Source organism: Arthrobacter sp. MP_M4 (genome assembly GCF_035984855.1).
GTDB lineage: Bacteria > Actinomycetota > Actinomycetes > Actinomycetales > Micrococcaceae > Arthrobacter.
Window position 1 is genome coordinate 65669 of sequence record NZ_JAXCHX010000005.1, and the last position, 19549, is coordinate 85217.

General features: G+C 64.9%; 18 protein-coding genes and 1 tRNA gene. 9 read left to right on the forward strand and 10 right to left on the reverse strand.

Annotated features, from left to right (window positions below; genetic code table 11):
* Positions 1-92 precede the first annotated feature (92 nt).
* From RCH15_RS06555 to aceE, 4 genes are all read right to left on the reverse strand, one after another.
* Positions 93-1154, reverse strand: coding sequence for a beta-ketoacyl-ACP synthase III (locus tag RCH15_RS06555; RefSeq protein ID WP_326959248.1), 1062 nt, complete (start codon positions 1152-1154; stop codon positions 93-95).
* Positions 1151-2080 carry an ACP S-malonyltransferase gene (locus tag RCH15_RS06560; protein WP_326959250.1) on the reverse strand — a complete coding sequence of 310 codons (930 nt, stop codon included), beginning with the start codon at positions 2078-2080 and terminating at the stop codon, positions 1151-1153. The genes RCH15_RS06555 and RCH15_RS06560 overlap by 4 nt, the downstream gene beginning before the upstream one ends.
* Before the next feature lie 87 nt (positions 2081-2167).
* Positions 2168-3412: a PucR family transcriptional regulator gene (locus RCH15_RS06565; protein WP_326959252.1), complete on the reverse strand. Its 1245-nt coding sequence runs from the start codon at positions 3410-3412 to the stop codon at positions 2168-2170.
* Positions 3413-3607: 195 nt separating this feature from the next.
* On the reverse strand, positions 3608-6361 hold the full coding sequence (aceE, locus tag RCH15_RS06570) for a pyruvate dehydrogenase (acetyl-transferring), homodimeric type (protein WP_326959254.1): 2754 nt from the start codon (positions 6359-6361) through the stop codon (positions 3608-3610).
* 424 nt (positions 6362-6785) lie between these two features.
* Here aceE and RCH15_RS06575 point away from each other — a divergent pair, with 424 nt between their 5' ends.
* From RCH15_RS06575 to RCH15_RS06590, 4 genes are all read left to right on the forward strand, one after another.
* Complete coding sequence (locus RCH15_RS06575) at positions 6786-7205, forward strand: DUF3052 domain-containing protein (protein WP_224046791.1); 420 nt, start codon at positions 6786-6788, stop codon at positions 7203-7205.
* Positions 7202-7720 carry a peroxiredoxin gene (locus RCH15_RS06580; RefSeq protein ID WP_442784503.1) on the forward strand — a complete coding sequence of 173 codons (519 nt, stop codon included), beginning with the start codon at positions 7202-7204 and terminating at the stop codon, positions 7718-7720. The genes RCH15_RS06575 and RCH15_RS06580 overlap by 4 nt, the downstream gene beginning before the upstream one ends.
* Before the next feature lie 31 nt (positions 7721-7751).
* Positions 7752-8645 carry an NAD-dependent protein deacetylase gene (locus RCH15_RS06585; protein ID WP_442784504.1) on the forward strand — a complete coding sequence of 298 codons (894 nt, stop codon included), beginning with the start codon at positions 7752-7754 and terminating at the stop codon, positions 8643-8645.
* A 133-nt stretch (positions 8646-8778) separates the two neighbouring features.
* Positions 8779-8854 (forward strand) — tRNA-Val (locus RCH15_RS06590).
* Between the two features lie 112 nt (positions 8855-8966).
* On the opposite strand, the gene RCH15_RS06595 is transcribed toward RCH15_RS06590, so the two are convergent.
* The gene (locus RCH15_RS06595) at positions 8967-9785 is read right to left on the reverse strand and encodes a bacteriorhodopsin-like (RefSeq protein ID WP_326959259.1); all 819 of its coding nucleotides are present in this window, start codon (positions 9783-9785) and stop codon (positions 8967-8969) included.
* 166 nt (positions 9786-9951) lie between these two features.
* Here RCH15_RS06595 and RCH15_RS06600 point away from each other — a divergent pair, with 166 nt between their 5' ends.
* The 3 genes from RCH15_RS06600 (at position 9952) to RCH15_RS06610 (ending at position 12495) form a co-directional block, all read left to right on the forward strand.
* Positions 9952-10410: a MarR family winged helix-turn-helix transcriptional regulator gene (locus tag RCH15_RS06600; protein WP_326959261.1), complete on the forward strand. Its 459-nt coding sequence runs from the start codon at positions 9952-9954 to the stop codon at positions 10408-10410.
* 156 nt (positions 10411-10566) lie between these two features.
* Positions 10567-12057 carry an HNH endonuclease signature motif containing protein gene (locus tag RCH15_RS06605; protein WP_326959263.1) on the forward strand — a complete coding sequence of 497 codons (1491 nt, stop codon included), beginning with the start codon at positions 10567-10569 and terminating at the stop codon, positions 12055-12057.
* Between the two features lie 147 nt (positions 12058-12204).
* Complete coding sequence (locus RCH15_RS06610; RefSeq protein WP_326959265.1) at positions 12205-12495, forward strand: hypothetical protein; 291 nt, start codon at positions 12205-12207, stop codon at positions 12493-12495.
* 296 nt (positions 12496-12791) lie between these two features.
* On the opposite strand, the gene RCH15_RS06615 is transcribed toward RCH15_RS06610, so the two are convergent.
* Positions 12792-13847 carry a D-2-hydroxyacid dehydrogenase gene (locus RCH15_RS06615; RefSeq protein ID WP_326959267.1) on the reverse strand — a complete coding sequence of 352 codons (1056 nt, stop codon included), beginning with the start codon at positions 13845-13847 and terminating at the stop codon, positions 12792-12794.
* Between the two features lie 78 nt (positions 13848-13925).
* Entirely contained in the window at positions 13926-14654 is a 729-nt protein-coding gene (locus RCH15_RS06620; protein ID WP_326959269.1) for a FadR/GntR family transcriptional regulator, read from the reverse strand.
* A 238-nt stretch (positions 14655-14892) separates the two neighbouring features.
* Between RCH15_RS06620 and gndA the strand changes: the two genes are divergently transcribed.
* Together gndA and RCH15_RS06630 are read left to right on the forward strand one after the other, a co-directional pair.
* Positions 14893-16329 (forward strand): NADP-dependent phosphogluconate dehydrogenase, encoded by a 1437-nt coding sequence (gndA, locus tag RCH15_RS06625; protein ID WP_326959271.1) that lies wholly within the window; start codon positions 14893-14895, stop codon positions 16327-16329.
* A 137-nt stretch (positions 16330-16466) separates the two neighbouring features.
* Positions 16467-17300, forward strand: a complete 834-nt coding sequence (locus RCH15_RS06630; RefSeq protein WP_326959273.1) for an oxidoreductase — start codon at positions 16467-16469, stop codon at positions 17298-17300.
* A gap of 32 nt (positions 17301-17332) precedes the next feature.
* Here RCH15_RS06630 and epsC read toward each other — a convergent pair whose 3' ends face one another.
* The 3 genes from epsC to msrA all read right to left on the reverse strand — a co-directional run bounded on the left by epsC (position 17333) and on the right by msrA (position 19483).
* On the reverse strand, positions 17333-17917 hold the full coding sequence (epsC, locus tag RCH15_RS06635) for a serine O-acetyltransferase EpsC (RefSeq protein WP_326959275.1): 585 nt from the start codon (positions 17915-17917) through the stop codon (positions 17333-17335).
* A gap of 38 nt (positions 17918-17955) precedes the next feature.
* Positions 17956-18891: a cysteine synthase A gene (gene cysK, locus RCH15_RS06640; RefSeq protein ID WP_326959277.1), complete on the reverse strand. Its 936-nt coding sequence runs from the start codon at positions 18889-18891 to the stop codon at positions 17956-17958.
* Positions 18892-18958: 67 nt separating this feature from the next.
* Positions 18959-19483: a peptide-methionine (S)-S-oxide reductase MsrA gene (msrA, locus tag RCH15_RS06645; protein ID WP_326959279.1), complete on the reverse strand. Its 525-nt coding sequence runs from the start codon at positions 19481-19483 to the stop codon at positions 18959-18961.
* Positions 19484-19549 lie beyond the last annotated feature (66 nt).

The following is a 19549-nucleotide window of genomic DNA, read 5'->3' on the forward strand; positions in this document are numbered from 1 at the left end:
TTGCCCGGACGGCCGGCGTGCCGGCAGCCCTGGGCGGAAATGACTCAAACCGAGGATTCGGTCTGCTCTGGGATATGAAGCTGAGGAAAGGCTTACGGAAGCACGATCACTTGGGCGCCAAAGACGAGTCCGGCGCCAAAGCCGATTTGCAGTGCCAAGCCGCCGCTGAGCTGGGGGTTCTCTTTCAGCAGGCGGTGGGTGGCCAGGGGAATGGAGGCCGCGGAGGTGTTGCCGGCGTCGGCGATATCCCGTGCGATCAGGACGTTCTCCGGCAGCTTCAGCTTTTTAGCCATTTCATCGATGATCCGCATGTTGGCCTGGTGCGGAATGAAAGCCGCGAGGTCGTCGGCGGTGATGCCGGCGGCGTCCAGTGCATGCTGTGCCACTTTGGCCATCTCCCAGACTGCCCAGCGGAAGACCGTCTGGCCGTCCTGGCGCAGCGTCGGCCACACGGCCGCGTCGGTGACGGCGGCTTCCTCGGCACTGAGCGAACCGCCCGGTTTGCCTGCCATGGCCTGTTGGCGCAGGTCCAGCATGGAGTTGGTCATGCCGATCGCGTTCCATTTGCTGCCGTCCGAGCCCCACACCGACGGGCCGATGCCCGGGGTGTCGGAAGGGCCGATCACCACGGCGCCGGCACCGTCACCGAGCAGGAAGGAGATGGTGCGCTCGGTGTTGTCGATGACGTCCGAGAGCTTCTCCGCGCCGACCACAAGGACGTAGTCCGCCGCCCCGGAGCGGACCAGGGAATCGGCCTGGGCGATGCCGTAGCAGTACCCGGCGCATGCGGCGGAGATGTCAAAGGCAGGTGCAGGCGTCGCGCCGAGGCGGTCTGCGAGGCTGGCTGCGGCCGACGGCGTCGCGTAGGGATGCGTCACCGTGGAGACGATGACGGCGCCGAGCTGGGACGCCTCGATGCCGGCCTTCTCCAGGGCTTCGCGGGCAGCGCCTTCCGCCATGTCGATCACGCTGACGTCAGCGGAGGCACGGTGCCGGGTGATGATGCCGGTGCGCTGGCGGATCCACTCGTCGGAGGAATCGATCCACTGGCAGACGTCATCGTTGGTGACGATGACGTCGGGCCGGTAGGCGCCGACTCCCATCACGCGGGTGTTCTCGTGCAGGGGGGCCTGCTTCAACGTGGGCACGCTCATGCCTGTCCTTCCAGTTCTGCGAATAGGGCCAGGGCGGCGGGGAGGTCGTCCGGGGTCTTGACAGTCACGGTCTTCACGCCCGGCATGCCGCGCTTGGCGAGCCCGGCGAGAGTGCCGGCCGGTGCCAGTTCAATCACGCCGGTCACGCGGCGTTGCACGAGCGTTTCCATGCAGCGGTCCCAGCGGACCGGGCGGGACACCTGGGCAATCAGGCTGTCGACGGCGGCACCACCGTCGGTGACTTCCGCGCCGTCGAAGTTGGACAGGAGGGGTACCTGCGGGTCGCGCGGGTGCAGCGTGGGCCGGAGGGCCTGCAGCGCCGCGACCGCGGGGGACATGTGCGAGGTATGGAAGGCGCCGGCAACCTTCAACGGGATAACCCGGGCCTTGGCCGGCGGGTTCTCCGCGAGGGCCTTGAGTTGCTCCAGGGTTCCGGCGGCGACGGTCTGGCCCGCTCCGTTGACGTTGGCCGGTGTCAGGCCGAAGCCCTCGATGGCGGCCAGGACCTCTGCCGGGTTCCCGCCAACGACGGCGCTCATGCCGGTCGGCGTCGCTGCGGCGGCAGCGGCCATGCCGTTCGCCCGTTCCCGGACGAAGGTCATGGCTTCGGACTCGGTGAGCACGCCGGCCAGCGCCGAGGCCGTGATCTCACCGACGGAGTGACCGGCAAGGATGACCGGCAGGGTGCCCAATTCGACGTCGAACAGCGACTGCGCGGCCACCAGCCCGGCGGCGACGATCAGGGGCTGCGCGACGGCTGTGTCCTTGATGGTTTCTTCATCCGAAGTGGTGCCGTGGGCGGCAAGATCGATCCCTGCGATGTCGCTCAGGGCCGCCAGGTGGCCTGCAACGGGCGGCAGTTCCAGCCAAGGGGCCAGGAATCCGGGGGTCTGGGAGCCCTGTCCAGGGCAAACGATTGCAAGCACGTAACCAGCTTTCCAAACTACGGGGTGTTTCTCGGTGTATTGATGCACCAAGCTCATCGGGTCACTTTGTAGGAAGTCTACAACTGCTCAGGGGTTGTGGCGGGTCGGCTGGCGCTCCGTGGCCGGCTTGGGCTGGGCTGCGAGGCGGCCGACAACAAGGGCTGTCTGCAGCACAAAGGCCTCCCGGGGCAGCAGCGGATCCCAGCCCGTGACGTCGCAGACCCGCTTGAGCCGGTACCGCACAGTGTTGGCGTGGACGAAGAGTTCGCGGGCAGTCGCTTCCAGCGAGTGGCCCAGTTCGAGGTAGGTCCCGAGGGTCTCCACCAGGCCGTTGGACGCGGCGAGGAGGGGGCGGTAAATGTTCTTGACGAGGGAGCGGCGGGCGGCGTCGTCACCGGAGATCACTCGCTCCGGCAGGAGATCATCGGCGGCAACCGGGCGGGGCGCGGAGGGCCAGGCACGGGCAGCGGTCAGGCCCGCAAACGCGGACTGGGCCGAACCGCTGGCCTCCAGCAGCGAGCCGGCCTCAGCGCCGTAAACCACCGGACCGGGGGCGAAGAGTTCGGCGAGCTTCAGGAAAGCGGTCTCCCGGTCGTGCACCCCGCCGAGGATGAGGATGAGCCGGTCACCCTGGATGCCCACGAGGGCGTCCTCGGCGAAGCGCCCGGCAGTGCGGCGCAATTCGCTGACGTAGCTGGCGTTTGGTTCGGACGGGGTATTGCCCACCATGACCGTGAAGCGCTCCTGTGCTTTCCAGCCCAGGGCGGCGATCCGGGAGCGGAGGGCATCGGTATTTTCGCCACGGAGGATGGCGTCCACAATGAGCGCTTCCAGCCGGGTGTCCCACGAACCGCGGGTCTCGGCGGCGCGGGCATAGACGTCCGCGGCCGCAAACGCCACCTCCCGGGAGTACCGCAGGACCGCTTCTCGCAGCGCGCCCTGATCCGCTTCGGGGGCGATCACGGGGACCTGGTCCTCAACCACTTCCACCACGATCCGGATTAACTGAAGGGCCTTTTGCAGGCTGATGGAGCGCGTGAGTTCAGTGGGAGCGGTGCCGAAGACGTCCGAAAGGATCCACGACGGCGAGCTGGGCCGCTCAAACCAGGTGACAAACGCGGCGATGCCGTTCTGGGCCACCATGCCCAAAGCCGAGCGTTCGTCAGAGTTCAGCCGGCTGTACCACGGCAGGGATTTCTCGAGCTGGCGCAGCGTGGTGGTGGAGAGCTGGCCGACGCTCGCCCGGAGTTTCTTGAGCGTTTCAACCTTCTCCGGAGACATCGCCCTGGAGGCGGGCTTGCGTTTTGCGGGAGTGGTGATCGGCTCGGACATGCATCGAGCATACGGTGGCTGCCGCGCAAGCTCCATTTGTGCAAAGGCTACAACCGGCCTTGTGCTGGATCACAGTGCCCAGCCCGCGGGCGGGAGTCCTGCCGCCCAGCGGGATGAGGGAGGAAACGACGACGGCGGCCCCCGCCTTCCGGTGGGGACCGCCGTCGTACTCTGGACTGGCTTAGCGGGCGTCCATCAGGAGTCGCCGCCCGCGTTGCCGGTGGTGCCGGCGTTGACGTTGTGCAGGCGGTACTTCTCGATGGCCTGGGCCGGGGCTTGGGCGTCGACCTCGCCGCGGCGGGCGAGCATCTGCAGGGAACGGACAACCACGGAGTGGATGTCGTTTTTGAAGAAGCGGCGGGCTGCTGCGCGGGTGTCGGAGAAGCCGAAACCGTCGGCGCCGAGGGAGGCGAACTCGTTCGGGATGAACTGCCGGATCTGGTCCGGCACGGCTTTCATGTAGTCGGTGACGGCTACGATCGGGCCGGTGGCGCCGGCGAGCTGTTCGGTGACGAACGGAACGCGTGCGGGTTTGCCGGGGTTGAGGAAGGCGTCTTCCTCGGCGGCCATGGCATCGCGGCGCAGTTCGGACCAGGACGTCACGGACCAGACGTCGGCGGAGACGCCCCAGTCCTCGGCGAGAACCTTCTGGGCTTCCAGGGCCCAGGGGACTGACACGCCGGAGGCTAGGATCTGGGTGCGGGGGCCGTCGATTTTGGCCGGTGCCAGCAGGTAGATGCCTTTAATGATGCCTTCGACGTCGAGTTCTGCCGGCGCCGGGGGCTGGGAGATCGGCTCGTTGTAGACGGTGATGTAGTACATCACGTTCCGTGACGGGTCGTTATCGGCCAGGCCCGGACCGTACATGCGGTTGAGGCCGTCGCGCATGATCACGCCGATCTCGTACCCGTAGGCCGGATCGTAGGTGAGGACGGCCGGGTTGGTGGCGGCGAGTATGGGGGAGTGGCCGTCGGCGTGTTGCAGGCCTTCGCCGGTGAGGGTGGTGCGGCCGGCCGTGGCGCCGATGATGAACCCGCGGGTCATCTGGTCCGCGGCTGCCCAGAACGAGTCCCCTGTCCGCTGGAAACCGAACATCGAGTAGAAGACGTAGATCGGGATCAGCGGTTCGCCGTGGGTGGCGTAGGAGGTGCCCGCAGCGGTGAACGCGGCGACCGAACCGGCTTCGTTGATGCCGGCGTGTACGATCTGCCCGGAGATGGACTCCTTGTACGCTAGGACCAGCTCACGGTCAACGGACAGGTAGTTCTGGCCGTTCGGGTTGTAGATCTTGGCGGTCGGGAAGAACGCGTCCATGCCGAAGGTGCGGGCCTCGTCCGGGATGATCGGAACGATCCGCTTGCCGAAGTCCTTGTCCCGCATGAGGTCCTTGAGCAGGCGGACGAAGGCCATGGTGGTGGCCGCCAGCTGCTTGCCGGAGCCGCGGTTGGCGACCTCGTAGACCTTGTCCTCCGGGAGGGTGAGCTCGCTGTGCCTGGAGCGGCGTTCGGGGACGAATCCGCCCAGCGCGCGGCGGCGTTCCATGAGGTACTGGATCTCGGGGGAATCCATGCCGGGGTGGTAGTACGGGGGCCGGTAGAGGTCAGCTTCGAGCTGGTCGTCGGTGATGGGGATGCGCAGGTGGTCGCGGAAGGCCTTCAAATCCGCGAGGGTGAGCTTCTTCATCTGGTGCGTGGCGTTGCGGCCCTCGAAGTGGGTGCCCAGGCCGTAGCCCTTGACCGTGTGGGCCAGGATGACGGTGGGTTTGCCCTTGAATTCGGTCGCGGCCTTGTACGCGGCGTAGACCTTGTTGTAGTCGTGGCCGCCGCGCTTGAGGTTCCAGATCTGGTCGTCGGTGAGGTCCTGGACCATTTCCTTGGTCTGCGGGGTCTGGCCGAAGAAGTGCTCGCGGACGAACGCGCCGGACTCGGCCTTGTAGGTCTGGTAATCGCCGTCGACGGTTTCGTTCATGATCTTCACGAGCGAACCGTCCTCGTCCTTGGACAGGAGGTCATCCCACTCCCGGCCCCAGACGACCTTGATGACGTTCCAGCCCGCGCCGCGGAAGAACGCCTCCAGTTCCTGCATGATCTTGCCGTTGCCGCGGACGGGTCCGTCGAGGCGCTGGAGGTTGCAGTTGATCACGAAGTTCAGGTTATCGAGCTTGTCGTTCGCGGCGAGCTGGAGCAGGCCGCGGGACTCGGGCTCGTCCATTTCGCCGTCGCCCAGGAACGCCCAGACCTGCTGGTCGGAGGTGTCCTTGATGCCGCGGTTGTGCAGGTACCGGTTGGACTGCGCCTGGTAAATCGCGTTCATCGGGCCGATGCCCATCGAGACCGTGGGGAACTCCCAGAACTCCGGCATCAGCCGCGGGTGCGGGTACGAGGACAGCGCGTGGCCTTCCTTGGACTTCTCCTGCCGGAACCCGTCCATGTCCTCCTCGGAGAGGCGGCCTTCCATGAACGCCCGGGCGTACATGCCGGGGGAGGCGTGGCCCTGGAAGAACACCTGGTCCCCGCCGCCGGGGTGGTCCTTGCCGCGGAAGAAGTGGTTGAACCCGACCTCGTAAAGGGTCGCGGCCCCGGCGTAGGTCGAGATGTGCCCGCCGACGCCGATATCGGCCCGCTGCGCACGGTGCACCATGACCGCGGCGTTCCACCGCAGCCACGCACGGTACTTACGCTCGATTTCCTCGTCACCGGGGAACTCTGCTTCCTGGTCCACCGGGATGGTGTTGACGTAATCGGTGGTGGTGACCATCGGAACACCCACGCTTTGCGCGCCGGCCCGCTGAAGCAGGCTGCGCATAATGTACTGGGCACGCTCGGTGCCCTGATCCTGAATCAACGCATCCAGGGACTCCAGCCATTCGGCGGTCTCTTCCGGATCACGATCAGGCAGCTGGTTTGTCAACCCGCTGAGGATATGGGAGGTCTCTTCTCCTGCAGCCACGTCCAACCTCTCTTTGAGCGCATCCCCCGGCGCCCTCAGCTGCGGCAGGGTAACTGCCCGGCGTGAACGCGACGTGTGCGACGTATCGGTTACATCCGCCCGGTCATGTGCGCCGGGCAAGGTCCAATCACAACTATGCCCGCCTTCGTCAGCGGGTCGTCCGCCCTCTCGGGCGTAGTCGTCATCAGCCACTCTAGCTCCGACAGCTCGGGGATGCGTAGCTGTCCCATGGGGGCGCGGTGATAAATGACCCGCATACTGGTGATGTGAGGATGCGCCGCCCGGCGGCGCCCTGACGGCCGTGTGTGACGCAGAATATGGCGGATCGCGGTGCCAACAGCTTGAAGCGCAAGCGCAAAGGGTGTTGGCTTGGAGTAATGGAAATCACTAGAGCTGTTAAAGACACCAAGCATAGGAGCAACACGTGAGCGAGGCCGACGCCGCCACTTCGGTAAATGTGGCGGAAAAACTGGGTTTCAAAACCGGGGACCTGATTCAGGAATTCGGTTATGACGACGACGTCGACTTTGATTTGCGCGACGACATCGAAGATCTCACCGGCTCCGAACTCTTCGACGAGGACGACCACGAAGTGGTTGACGCCGTGATTCTTTGGTGGCGCTCCGACGATGGTGATCTCGTGGACACCCTGGTAGGTTCGCGGACCACCCTCACCGAGGGCGGCGTTGTGTGGGTTCTGACGCCGAAGTCAGGCCGGGTGGGGTACGTCTCACCTGCTGACATCCAGGATGCTGCGCCTACCGCCGGCCTGCACTACACCACGTCCGCCGGCGTCTCCAAGGACTGGAGTGCCACCCGTTTGGTTACGCGGAAAAACAAGTGACCCAACCCGGAGGGGTTGACACCCTGGGGGAGGCGTCAGCAGCAGCCTCCGGCGTGCCCGCTGTCGGCGAGGCAGCTCCGGACTTTGAACTGCTGAATCAATTCGGCGAGCCGGTACGGCTGTCGGAGCTTCGGGGCCGCAACGTCGTCGTGGTGTTCTTTCCATTCGCCTTCTCCGGCATCTGCACGGGTGAACTCTGCGAACTCCGGGACAATCTGGCACTCTTCGAAGACGCCGACGCCGCAGTGCTGGGCGTTTCGGTGGACAGCAAGTTCGCCCAGCGGGCGTACGCCGGGCAGGAAGGCTTCTCCTTCGATTTGCTCGCGGATTTCTGGCCGCACGGTGCCGTCGCCCAAAAATACGGCGTGTTCGACGCCGGAAGCGGCATGGCCAAGCGTGGAACCTTCATCATCGACTCGAACGGCATTGTGCGCTACGTGGTGGTGAATCCCCGCGGCCAGGCCCGGGACTTCGGGGCTTACCGCGCCGCCCTGTCGGGACTTGTCGGGAGCTGACCCCGTGCGAACGCGGCGGCCCGGGATCGGCATGACTGGATTTGCCAGCCTGCCTCCGGTGCCCGTGAGCGCACCGGCCGTCGACGAACTCACGGTCTTGCAGGACATCCACGGCATCCTCGCGGGGGAGCGTTTCGCCCTCTTGACCGGTGCGGGGCTCAGTACGGACTCCGGTATTCCGGACTACCGCGGGCCGGGCGCCGCTCCCCGGGCACCCATGACGTATCAGGAATTCATCGCTGAGGCGGACAACCGGCGCCGGTACTGGGCCCGCAACCACATCGGCTGGTCCCATCTGCGCCGGGCCGACCCCAACGACGGCCACGCCGCCGTCGCCCGCCTCGAACAGCGCGGGCTTATCACCGGGCTCATCACCCAGAACGTCGACCGGCTCCACGAGGATGCCGGAAGTGTCAACGTGGTGGACCTCCACGGCCGCTTTGACCAGGTTGTCTGCCTCGCCTGCCACCGCAGATACAGTCGAGCGCTGCTGGCAGGGGTGCTGACGGAGCTCAACCCTGACTTCCTGGACCGGGCGCTGGCCGCCGGGGCAGTCGAAATGGCACCGGATGCCGACGCCACGGTGGAGGATGTTGCCCTGATCGAAAGTTTCGTGGTGGCTCACTGCCCTGCCTGCGGCGGCACGCTCAAGCCCGACTTCGTCTACTTCGGCGAAAACGTCCCCAAGGACCGCGTCGAACGCTCCTACAACATGGTGGATGAGGCGGCCGCCCTCGTGGTTGCCGGTTCCTCTCTCACGGTCATGAGCGGACTGCGCTTTGCCCGGCACGCGGCCAAGCACGGAAAACCGGTTGTCATCATTAACCGGGGCCAGACCCGCGGGGATGATCTCGCCACCATCAAACTCGATGCCGGCGTCAGCGCGGCGCTCACTTGGCTGGCTGCCGAACTACCACCACTCTGAACCGGCTCAAACCCGCCGCGGCACCGCAGGGAAAGCTCATCGGTGGGCGCTGTTCCGATTGGCGCCGGGCAGGGTTCATCCGGTAATGTAACTGTTCGTTGGTTGAAGCGTGCGAACGCGGAATCAACGGTTTGGGTCTTTAGCTCAGCTGGTAGAGCGCCACGTTTACACCGTGGATGTCATCGGTTCGATCCCGGTAGGACCCACCAGCAAAACCCCGTCAGTAGAGAGCCATCCGGCCGCCTGGCGGGGTTTTTGCCGTGCTCATCCTGGTGTGCCGCGCAGATCTCGGGAGCGGCTGGCCTCAGTGACCATGGAGGGCTACCTGTGGATTGCCACGGCATCTTCCTTCGACATTTCGATTTTGGCAAACTCCGGGTCGTCTTCGTAGGACTTCACCCGGGCAACATAGAAGATAATGAGCCCATAGACTGCCTTCGCCGCAATGTCAGCGACCGAGTAGCCCACCTGTTTGAACACCCATGCATCCGAGCCCGCAATGTTCAGCAATGGGAGCAGATACGCGATCGGGTAGACAAGCCAGCTCGCAAGGAGGAGGAAGCGCAGCCGGCTGAGGGTGCCCCGCACCGCTGCGGGCTGATTGCCCAGGGACTTGGTGAGTTGCACGAACAGGACGTACAGGATGTAGACGAACGGGATGGTCGAGAGCAGGCCGAAGAGTCCGCGAATGCCGTTGTCGCCGCTGATTTCGCCCGGGTAGCCGAGAATGATCATGAGCGCGGCAGCCGGGATGAGTTGCCGGATGAGTCGTTTTTGAGCTGATCGCGCGAGCGCGAGCACGGCAATGAGTTCAAACAGCAGCAGCGGCACCGTCAGCAGCCAGTCGACGTAGCGGTATCCCTCGTTGAACGACTGGCCGACGGCCTGCGTATAGTCTCCCTCGCCGCCCACTGCCTCAGTCACGAACGACGCCCGGAAGGAGTCAAAGATCCGAAAATAGTGGTAGGCAGCGATGCCGCAGACGATGATGGCCACCGTTATCGCTTGCCGGTAACGCGGCAGGATCCGCGGCAACGCGATCAGCAGAAATAGTGCCGTGAACAGCTGCGACGCGATGACCAGAGACAGGAAGTTGTAGACGGTATCGTATTGGCCCTTTGTTAGAGAGTCAGTAATCACGGATCCTCCATCGTTGTGTGGTGTCCGGGCGCGGTTTTCGAAAACCCGGCCGTACCATGAATTATAGTTGTCTTAGTCAGTAAGTTACTAGGTCACTTATGTAACTTTTTCCACCAAGGAACTAGGCAGATCAACCGAGGCATAGAGGCCTCGATCAGGAGGAGTGATGGGACGGGAAACACCGCGCACGACGCACGCCCTCGCAGGCTTTCCCCATGCAGCCGTGAGATTTGTTCGAGCACTGGAGCGCAACCGCGAGAAAATTGCCACCGACTACGGCCTGTCGCCCAGTGAACTGCGGGCCCTGTTCTGGATCGCCGAGCAGGCCAGCGTGACACCGAAGCAACTCGCCGAACACATGGAACTGACGACTGGCGCCATTACGGCGATCTCAACCCGGCTGGTAAATCTGGGGTGGCTTGAACGGCTTGCTCATCCCAACGACCGGCGGAGTTTGTGCCTGGAGCTGACCGATAACGGACACTCGGTGGTGGCGGACATTCACACCCAGTTCAATACAATGATCGCTTCATCCACCACGGGCCTCTCCGAGAAGGAATTGGCAGCGTTCGAAGCGGCCCTCCTGACCGTCGCAGACGAGGTCTCGCGGCGCACAGGGATGTAGTGCGATCTCCAGCCGTGGGCGTTGCCACCACCCGTTAGAGTTTGCAAACATCCCTTAGCTCACAACAGTTCCAGCACAGGGGTCAGCCACCTGGACTGAGTGATCGGCGTCCGGTTCCAGCCCTTTTTGTCACACCCCAGTGGCAGCATTGAGTTTATGGAGACCACCGAGGATTTCCTTCCCTTCCGGGAATCTGTCGAGACCGCCGGCCAGCAGACCGGGCCGGACCTGGACCACGTTCTGAGGCTCCTTCAGTCGATGAGTTCGACGGCGGCGGGAGACGCCGCGTTGCTGGGTTTCGCCGGGGCTGCCGACTTTGCACGCCGCGTTGAGGATATCTCCCGGGTGATGGAATACTTTCAGGTCATCGCGGCAGGCGCCGTGGACCGCGCCCGAAAGGAAACAGCTGCAGGGGGTTCGGCGGTGACCTCGTGGGCCACTGGATGGTCTGCAGAAGAAGCCGCCCGCGGCCCGGCGGCGCAACCGGCGGACGACGGCTACCGCAATTCCACCGAGTTCCTGCGGGCCAGCTTGAGAGTCAGCGCCGCGGAAGTCCGGCGCCGATTGTGCCTGAGCGCGAGCATCCTGCCGCAGACCGGCATCACCGGGCAGCCGGTGCCACCCCGTCACGGGGAACTGGGCGGGGCAGTGGCGGCCGGCTCCGTGGCCTCGCATTCGGCAAGTCTCATCACCAGCGCATTGGATCGGGTCCGGCACCGGTGCACCGCCGAAGCCGTCCAGCGCATGGAACACGCCCTGACCCGGACGGCGATCGAGCATGACCCCGACTTTCTAGTTCGGGTGGCCCGCCGATGGGCTGACGCCCTGGATCAGGACGGCGCGGAGCCTGCCGAGGAAGTGTTGCGGCAGGTTCAGGGCGCCTTCGTTCGCCGGCCGCGTTTTGGGCTGCAGCATGTCGAAATCTTCGCCACCGCAGAGCAGTTCGAGCGGTTGCTGACGGTCATGAACACCGCCACGAATCCGCGCACCCAGTCCGGCCCGCTCGGCGGAACCGGCCAGGAAGCGGCAGAGAACGGCCTGGACAGCCGATCCCGGCCGCAAAAGCATCTCGACGGCCTCGTGGGCGCCTGTTCAGTGGCCCTGGCGTCCGGAACGCTCCCTTCCGCAGGTGGGCTCCGGCCGCAGGTGATGGTCACCATTGCCTACCGGGACCTGCTCGAAGAACTGGAAGGCCGTACTGCCAGTACCGGGGGAAGCTTCCTGTTCACCGGGCCGGTCACCGCATCGACCGTTCGGAAGATCGCCTGCGACGCCGACATCATCCCGGTGGTGCTGGGGGGAGAAGGCAGGATATTGGACGTCGGCAGGGCCTCGCGGGTCTTTCCGCCCCACGTCCGCAAAGCCATCACCGCACGGGACCTGGGGTGTGCCTTTCCGGGTTGCACCATTCCGGCGTCATGGTGCGAAGCCCACCACATCACCTATTGGTCGCGGGGCGGGACATCAGGCACAGAAAATGGCACCCTTCTCTGTTCACATCACCACCACCTGGTTCACAAGGAAAAATGGACCATCCAGGTCAGCGCCGGCATCCCATGGTTCATTCCGCCGCCCCACGTGGATCCCCGCCGTGAACCACGGCGTAACCACTATTTCAGGCATTCCGCTTACTCGGTGGTCGGCTGATCCCGGCATTCCGCTTACTCGGTGGTCGGCTGATCCCGGCATTCCGCTTACTCGGTGGTCGGCTGATCCCGGCCCGTCAGGCGGCTTGCATCCCGGCCGGGAGATGCGCACGGAATATTGTCGCACCCCCGCCCTACCGTGACATGCATGGAACACGTGATGGTGAAATCGGGGCCGGACGGCCGGCCCAAGGCAGTGCTGCGAGGCGGCCGCGAATGGATTATTGGCGCTGAGCCGGTCCGCTGGTTCGAGCGCGTGAGTTGGTGGGAAGCGGAGCGGCGGATGCCCAAAGGACTGAGCCGGGTCGATGTCGAGGTGTGGCAGGTCCAGGCGCGCCTTGGCCGGAATGCGGGCTCCGCGCTTACCACCATGGAAATAATCCGGGATGGCCTGGGCGGCGGCTGGCGGCTCCGGGAGGCCATTGCGGACGTGGCATAGATACGGCGTCCGGGCCGCTGGCTGACTGCGCTGCGGCGGGCCATCCTGCAAAGGCGGGTACAGACGCCGGGCAATGGAAAAGCCTTCCACCGCGACTATTGGGGGATGCCGCGGTGGAAGGCTTGTAATGAATATACCTTGAACATTAAGAAATAAAAAACATCTGGATGGCCATCTCATGCGGCGAAAATGCCCATTCGATGGCCTAAATCATGGCAGTACTTGGGACGAGACGTGGCCGAGCGGGCCGCTGGGACGAGCCCTCCCGGCGTCGGGCCGCTTGATACCCGCAGCGCTTAGTAAAAGTGGACGGGATCCACCAGATGGGGGAGGTCGCCGCCGTCGAGGAAGATCCGCAGATTGGTGCAGAAGCGATCCGTAATGAGCCCGTTTTCTGCAGCGCTGAGAGCAGAGCTGTGCGGGGAGACCAGCACGTTGGGGTGGCTCCACAGCGGGCTTTCCGCCGGAAGCGGTTCCACCGCGAAAACGTCCAGGCACGCGTACGAGACCTGGCCCGAGTCGAGTGCTTCCAGCAGGGCGGCCTCATCCACCACGCTGCCGCGGCCCACGTTGATGAACACGGTGCCCGGCTTCATGGCACTGAAAATCTTCCGGTCGAACAGCTTCTCGGTGCTGGCCGTACCCGGCAGCGTGTTGACGACGGCGTCGGCGGCCGGCAGCAGCCCGGCAAGGCCCTCGTTGTCAGTTACCTCCGCGATTCCGTCGAGCGCCTCCACGGTGCGTTTGGTGCCGCTGACGCTCATGCCCAGCGCACGCGCGACCCGGGCCGTCTCCAGCCCGATCTCACCGAGACCGGTGATGACAAGGTGGGAGCCGCTGACCAGCCGGGTGGGGGTGCGCACCTCCGGCCAGAGTTTATCCGCCTGGTCCCGCGCAAGGTCCGCGGTGCGTTTGAAGCCGTTGAGGATACCCAGTGCGGAGAACTCCGCCAAGGGCAACGCGTGCACGCCCGCCGAGGTGGTGATTTTCAGTTTCCTGAGGGACTTCTTGTCCAGCCCGGAAGCCTTGACCGCGCCGCCGGCACCGGCCGCCATGGCCTGGATCCACTGCAGATGAGGGTTGCTGGCAGCAATCCTGGCCAGGCCCTCCGGGCTGTCGTTGGGGAAGCCATACAGCACCTGCGCCCGGTTCAACAGCTGCCAGTACCGTTCCTCCTGCTCCGGGGTGCGCCGGAAGGCAGGATCCCCAAGATGGTCGGCCGGGTAACGTTCGGGCGGGAGCAGTTCGGGCTCGTACAGCACGGTCACGGACGGGTCGACGGCACGGATCCGTTCCACATGTTCGGCTTCCAGGGGAACGGCGATGGCGACGGCGGTCTCAACTTCGGTCATGGAACCATCCTATGGACTCAGAACCCGGCCGCAGTGGAGTCCCCGCCGGAGTGGAACCCCACCTCCTGCACTTGGTGGCTAAGGCCGCTTCAGGGGTACGAACATCCGGGGCTGGTTCTTCCACCCCGGCTCCATCTCCGAAATGGTCTCACGCATGATCCGGTCAGAAGCCTCCCGGGCAGCTGCCGGGTTCCCGGCGGCAATGGCTTCCGCAACGTCTACATGCCACTGCAGCGCCGTGTCGCGGGGATGGTCCGGCATCAAGCCGTGCACCGTGCGTCCGGTCAAGGTCTCAGCCACCTGGCCCACCATGTTCGCAAACATCTCGTTTCCGGAGCCCGTCAACAGCAGGGAATGGAAGTGGATATCCAGCTCCAGGAACCGGGGCACGTCCCCCGCGCGGCCGGCGTCGCGCATGGCGTGGGAAACTTCCACGAGTTCTCGGCGGAGCTCCGCCGGGGCGTTGGTAGCGGCGAGCTCGGCGGCCACGGGTTCGACGGCGGTGCGCAGCTCTGCGAGGGAGCGCAGCTGCGCTCCACGGCCTTCGCCGGCGAGGCGCCACCGGATGACCTGCGGGTCGAAAGGGTTCCAGCGGTTGGCCGGCAGCACCCGGATCCCCACGCGTTTGGTGGTTTCGACGAGGCCCAGCGACTGAAGGACGCGGACCGCCTCGCGGACCACCGACCGGGACACCTTGAGTTCACCCTCGAGGTGCTCGGCCAGCATGATGTGGCCGGCCGGAAGCTCGCCCCCGACAATCCGGGTGCCGAGGTGCTCAATCGCGCGGTGGTGGAGGCTGGTTGACATAGTCGTAAGCATAGTGTCAGGGACGCTATTGCAGCCGGTGTTACTGCTGAACCGGCGGAGAAGGCGCGGGAAATCATAGACTGTGTATGACGTGCCATTATTCCGCCACGTGGGCGGCGCTTTCCCGCAGCCGCCGGAAATACATATGGTTTATGGACGGCCACTGATCTTTCCACGAAGGTTCCGCCCGCGTGCGGGACAGCCTGCACTTGTTGCACAGAAATGAATTGGAGTTTTGATGTCAGCACACATCGGTGTCACCGGCCTTGCGGTGATGGGGGCCAACCTCGCCCGCAACCTGGCCCGGAACGGGTTCACCGTTGCCCTCCACAACCGGTCCGTCGAGAAGACCGACGCACTCCTGGCCAAGCACGGCCAGGACGGCGACTTCATCCGTACCGAGACCCTGCAGGAGCTCGTCGACTCGCTGGAGAAGCCCCGCCGCGTCCTCATCATGGTCAAGGCCGGCAAACCCGTGGACTCCGTCATCGAACAGCTCGAGCCGCTCCTGGAGCCGGGCGACATCATCATCGACGCCGGCAACTCCCACTATGAGGACACCCGCCGCCGCGAGGCAGCCCTTGCCCGGAAGGACCTGCACTTCGTCGGGATCGGCGTGTCCGGCGGCGAGGAAGGTGCCCTCAACGGCCCCTCGATCATGCCAGGCGGCTCGAAGGAGTCCTACGCAGCCCTTGGCCCGCTGCTGGAAAAGATCTCCGCCCATGTCGATGGCAAACCCTGCTGCGCCTGGATCGGCACCGACGGTGCAGGCCACTTCGTCAAAATGGTCCACAACGGCATCGAATACGCCGACATGCAGGTCATCGGTGAGGCTTTCGACCTGCTGCGCTCCGGTGCTGGCCTCGAACCCGCCGAGCAGTCCAAGATCTTCGCCGAGTGGAACAAGGGCGAGCTCGCCTCCTTCCTGATCGAAATCTCCGCCGAGGTCCTGGGCCACGTGGACGCGAAGACCGGCAAGCCGTTCGTCGATGTCGTGGTGGATGCGGCCGGCCAGAAGGGCACCGGCCGCTGGACGGTCATCTCCGCGCTTGAACTGGGGTCCCCGACGTCGGGCATCGCCGAATCGGTCTTCGCACGGGCGCTGTCCTCCCAGACAGAACAGCGCAAGCTGGCCCAGGAGCTGCTCGCCGGTGGCGAGGCCGACGTCGAGGTCCCGGACAGCTTCGTCGAGGACGTCCGCCAGGCGCTCTACGCGTCCAAGCTGGTTTCCTACGCCCAGGGACTGGACATGCTCACCTCCGCGGCCAAGGAATACGGCTGGGACTTGAAGCTGGACGAGATTGCTTCCCTGTGGCGCGGCGGCTGCATCATCCGCGCCGAGCTGCTCAAGGAGATCACTAAGGCCTACGCAGCCGAGGAAAAACCGGCCAACCTGCTGTTCGCACCGGCCTTCACCCAGGCGATTGCTGAGGTCCTTCCGGCTTGGCGCAGGGTGGTCTCCACCGCCGTGCAGCTCGGTATCCCGGTGCCGGTGTTCTCGTCCTCGCTGGCTTACTACGACGGTCTGCGCCGCAAGCGCCTCCCGGCCGCGGTGATCCAGGGCCAGCGTGACCTCTTTGGCGCGCACACCTACGGCCGCGTCGACGCCGAGGGCACCTTCCACACCCTTTGGGGCGAGGACAAGGCTGAAATCGAAGCGGTAGACACCCACTAGCTTCCCGTCTGCCGTCTGCGGCCGGTGCTCCCATTACGCTGGGAGCACCGGCCGTTCGTGTTTCCCGGAGGCCGCTCCGGCAGGCACGCAGTGTCCGTCACCGTCGACATCCCGCCAGCGTCCCAGGAGTGCAGCAGATGACCCAGCTCGTAGCCCTAGTTACCGGTGCCTCTACCGGAATCGGATATGAAGCCGCCTGGAAGCTGGCGGCCCGCGGGTTTATCGTCTATGCCGGGGCGCGCCGGGTGGAGAAGATGGAATCGCTCAAGGCCCACGGCGTGAACATTGTGGCGCTCGACGTGACCGACGAGGATTCGATGAGTGCCGCCGTCGGGCAGGTTATTGCCGCCCACGGGCGGGTTGATGTCCTGGTGAACAATGCCGGTTACGGCTCCTACGGCTCGCTTGAGGAGGTGGAGCTCGCCGAGGGGCGGCGGCAGTTCGACGTCAACGTGTTCGGGCTGGCGCGGATGACCCAGCTGGTGCTCCCGGGGATGCGCGCCGCCGGGCGGGGGAGGATCATCAATGTGTCCTCAATCGGCGGAAAGATGTATGAGCCGCTGGGAGGCTGGTACCACGCCACGAAGTTCGCCGTTGAGGGGCTGAGTGATTCGTTGCGGATTGAGCTGAAGCCCCACGGCATTGGCGTGTCCATCATCGAGCCCTCAGGAACCGAATCGGAGTGGGGAACCATCTCCGGCGACAGCCTCCTGGCCACCTCCGGCCGGGGCCCCTACATGGACCAGGCCAAAGTGGTGGCGGCGGCGCTGGCTTCCACGGTCGGGTCCAGCATGTCCACACCTCCGGGGGTGATCGCCGATGCGATCGTCCACGCCGCGACGTCGCCGAAGCCGAAAACCCGCTATCCGGTCGGCAAGGGCGCGCGGGCCATCCTGCTGCTGCGCCGCCTGCTGCCGGACCGGGCATTCGACGTCGTGATCTGGAACATTTACAAGCGTTTTCCCGCATAGTCCCGCGGGATTACCGGCGGGACTATGCGGGGTCAGATCCGGTATTCGATCTCGTACTCGGCGGGATCGACGGCGGGCTTGGTCTCCCGCTGCGCGTCCCGGTGCCGCCACGTGGCCGGAACTCCCGTGAGAATGGATTCCGGCGGGGCGTCCTTAACCACCACGGCGTTGGCGCCCACGGCACTGTCCCGACCGATGGTGATGGGGCCCAGGATCTTGGCTCCGGCCCCGATCACCACCCGGTCTTCGAGCGTGGGATGGCGCTTGATTTTAGCGAGGGAACGGCCGCCAAGAGTTACGCCGTGATAAATCATGACGTCCTCACCGATCTCGGCGGTTTCGCCGATGACCACACCCATGCCGTGGTCAATGAAGAAGCGCCGTCCGATCGTGGCGCCGGGGTGAATCTCGATCCCGGTGCCGAACCTGGCCAGCTGTGATATCAACCGTGCCGGGAAACGCAGCGTCGGGTTTTGCCACAACCGGTGCGTCAGGCGGTGCGCCCAGATCGCGTGCAGGCCGGAGTAAGCAAAGAAGTTCTCAAAAGAACCCCGGGCCGCCGGGTCGTGGGACCGGGCGGCGTCGAGGTCTTCCTTCAGTCTTGCGAAAAAGCTCACAAAGACCTTTCTGCAGGTTTGTGGATATCTGGCCGGACTCAGCCGCGAATGTCGTCGTACAGCACGGTGGAAATGTACCGCTCACCGAAGTCGCAGACGATAGCGACAATCAGCTTACCGGCGTTCTCCGGGCGCTTGGCGAGCTCGAGGGCGGCCCAGACGATCGCCCCGGAGGAAATCCCGCCAAGGATGCCTTCCTTCGCGCCGAGCTCGCGGGCCACGCGGACAGAGTCCTCCAGTGTGGCGTCGATGACCTCGTCGTAGACGTTGGTGTCCAGGATTTCAGGCACGAAGTTGGCGCCGAGGCCCTGGATTTTGTGCGGGCCCGGGGCGCCGCCGTTCAGGATGGCGGAATCCTTGGGCTCGACGGCGATGATCTGGACGTCGGGTTTGCGCTCCTTGAGGACCTGTCCGACGCCGGTGACGGTTCCGCCGGTGCCGACGCCGGCAACGAAAATGTCAACCTTGCCGTCGGTATCGGACCAGACTTCCTCAGCGGTGGTCTGGCGGTGGATTTCCGGGTTGGCCTCGTTGGCGAACTGCTGCGCCCAGATGGAGTTGTCCGTGGTGGCGACAATCTCTTGTGCCTTTTCCACGGCGCCGCGCATGCCTTCGGAACCGGGTGTGAGCACAATCTCCGCGCCGTACGCCCGGAGCATGACGCGGCGTTCGGTGGACATAGTTTCCGGCATGGTCAGGATGACCTTATAGCCGCGGGCGGCGCCGACCATGGCCAGCGCAATGCCGGTGTTCCCGGACGTGCCTTCCACGATGGTGCCGCCGGGCTTCAGCGCCCCGGACTTCTCCGCGGCGTCGACAATCGCAACACCGATGCGGTCCTTGACGCTGTTGGCCGGGTTGTAGAACTCCAGCTTGACCGCCACTGTGGCGTCCAGGCCTTCGGTCAGCCGGTTGAGCCGGACCAGCGGAGTGCCGCCAACCAGCTGGGTAACATCGTCATAGATCCGTGCCATAGGTATGTGTGCCTGTCTGTGAAGAGGGAATTCTAAGGTCAGCCTAACGAGGGCCCTTCGGGCCTAACTAAGCATTAAGCCACGCAGAGTAATATTTCCTGGCCTTGGCCAGCTTCGGGTTGATGATCACCTGGCAGTAGCCCTGCTCGGGGAACTTGCCGTAATAATCCTGGTGGATTTCCTCCGCCCGGTGGAACACCGGCAGCCGGCTGACCTCCGTGACGATCGGGTGCGCCCACAAGTCCTGGTTCCGCTCGATGGCCTCTTCGAAGAGGATCTTCTCTTCGGTGGTTTCGTAGAACATCGAGGAGCGGTACTGGGTTCCGACGTCGTATCCCTGGCGGTTCAGCGTGGTGGGGTCGTGGAGGGCGAAGAACATGTCCAGGATGACCTCGGCCGGAACGGTCTCCTCGTCGAAGGTCACCGCCACCACCTCAGCATGGCCGGTGGTTCCGGAGCAGACGGCGTAGTAGTCGGGGTCGCGGTCATGGCCGCCGGTATAACCCGAAACGACGGCGCTGACGCCCTTGGTTTTCTGGTAGACGGCGTCGAGGCACCAGAAGCAGCCTCCGCCGAGGACAAAAGTTCTCATGTTCTGTTCAATGGTCGAAGGGCCCCGATGATTCCCGGCGTCGGCAAAACGGGCCCGCCGATAGGG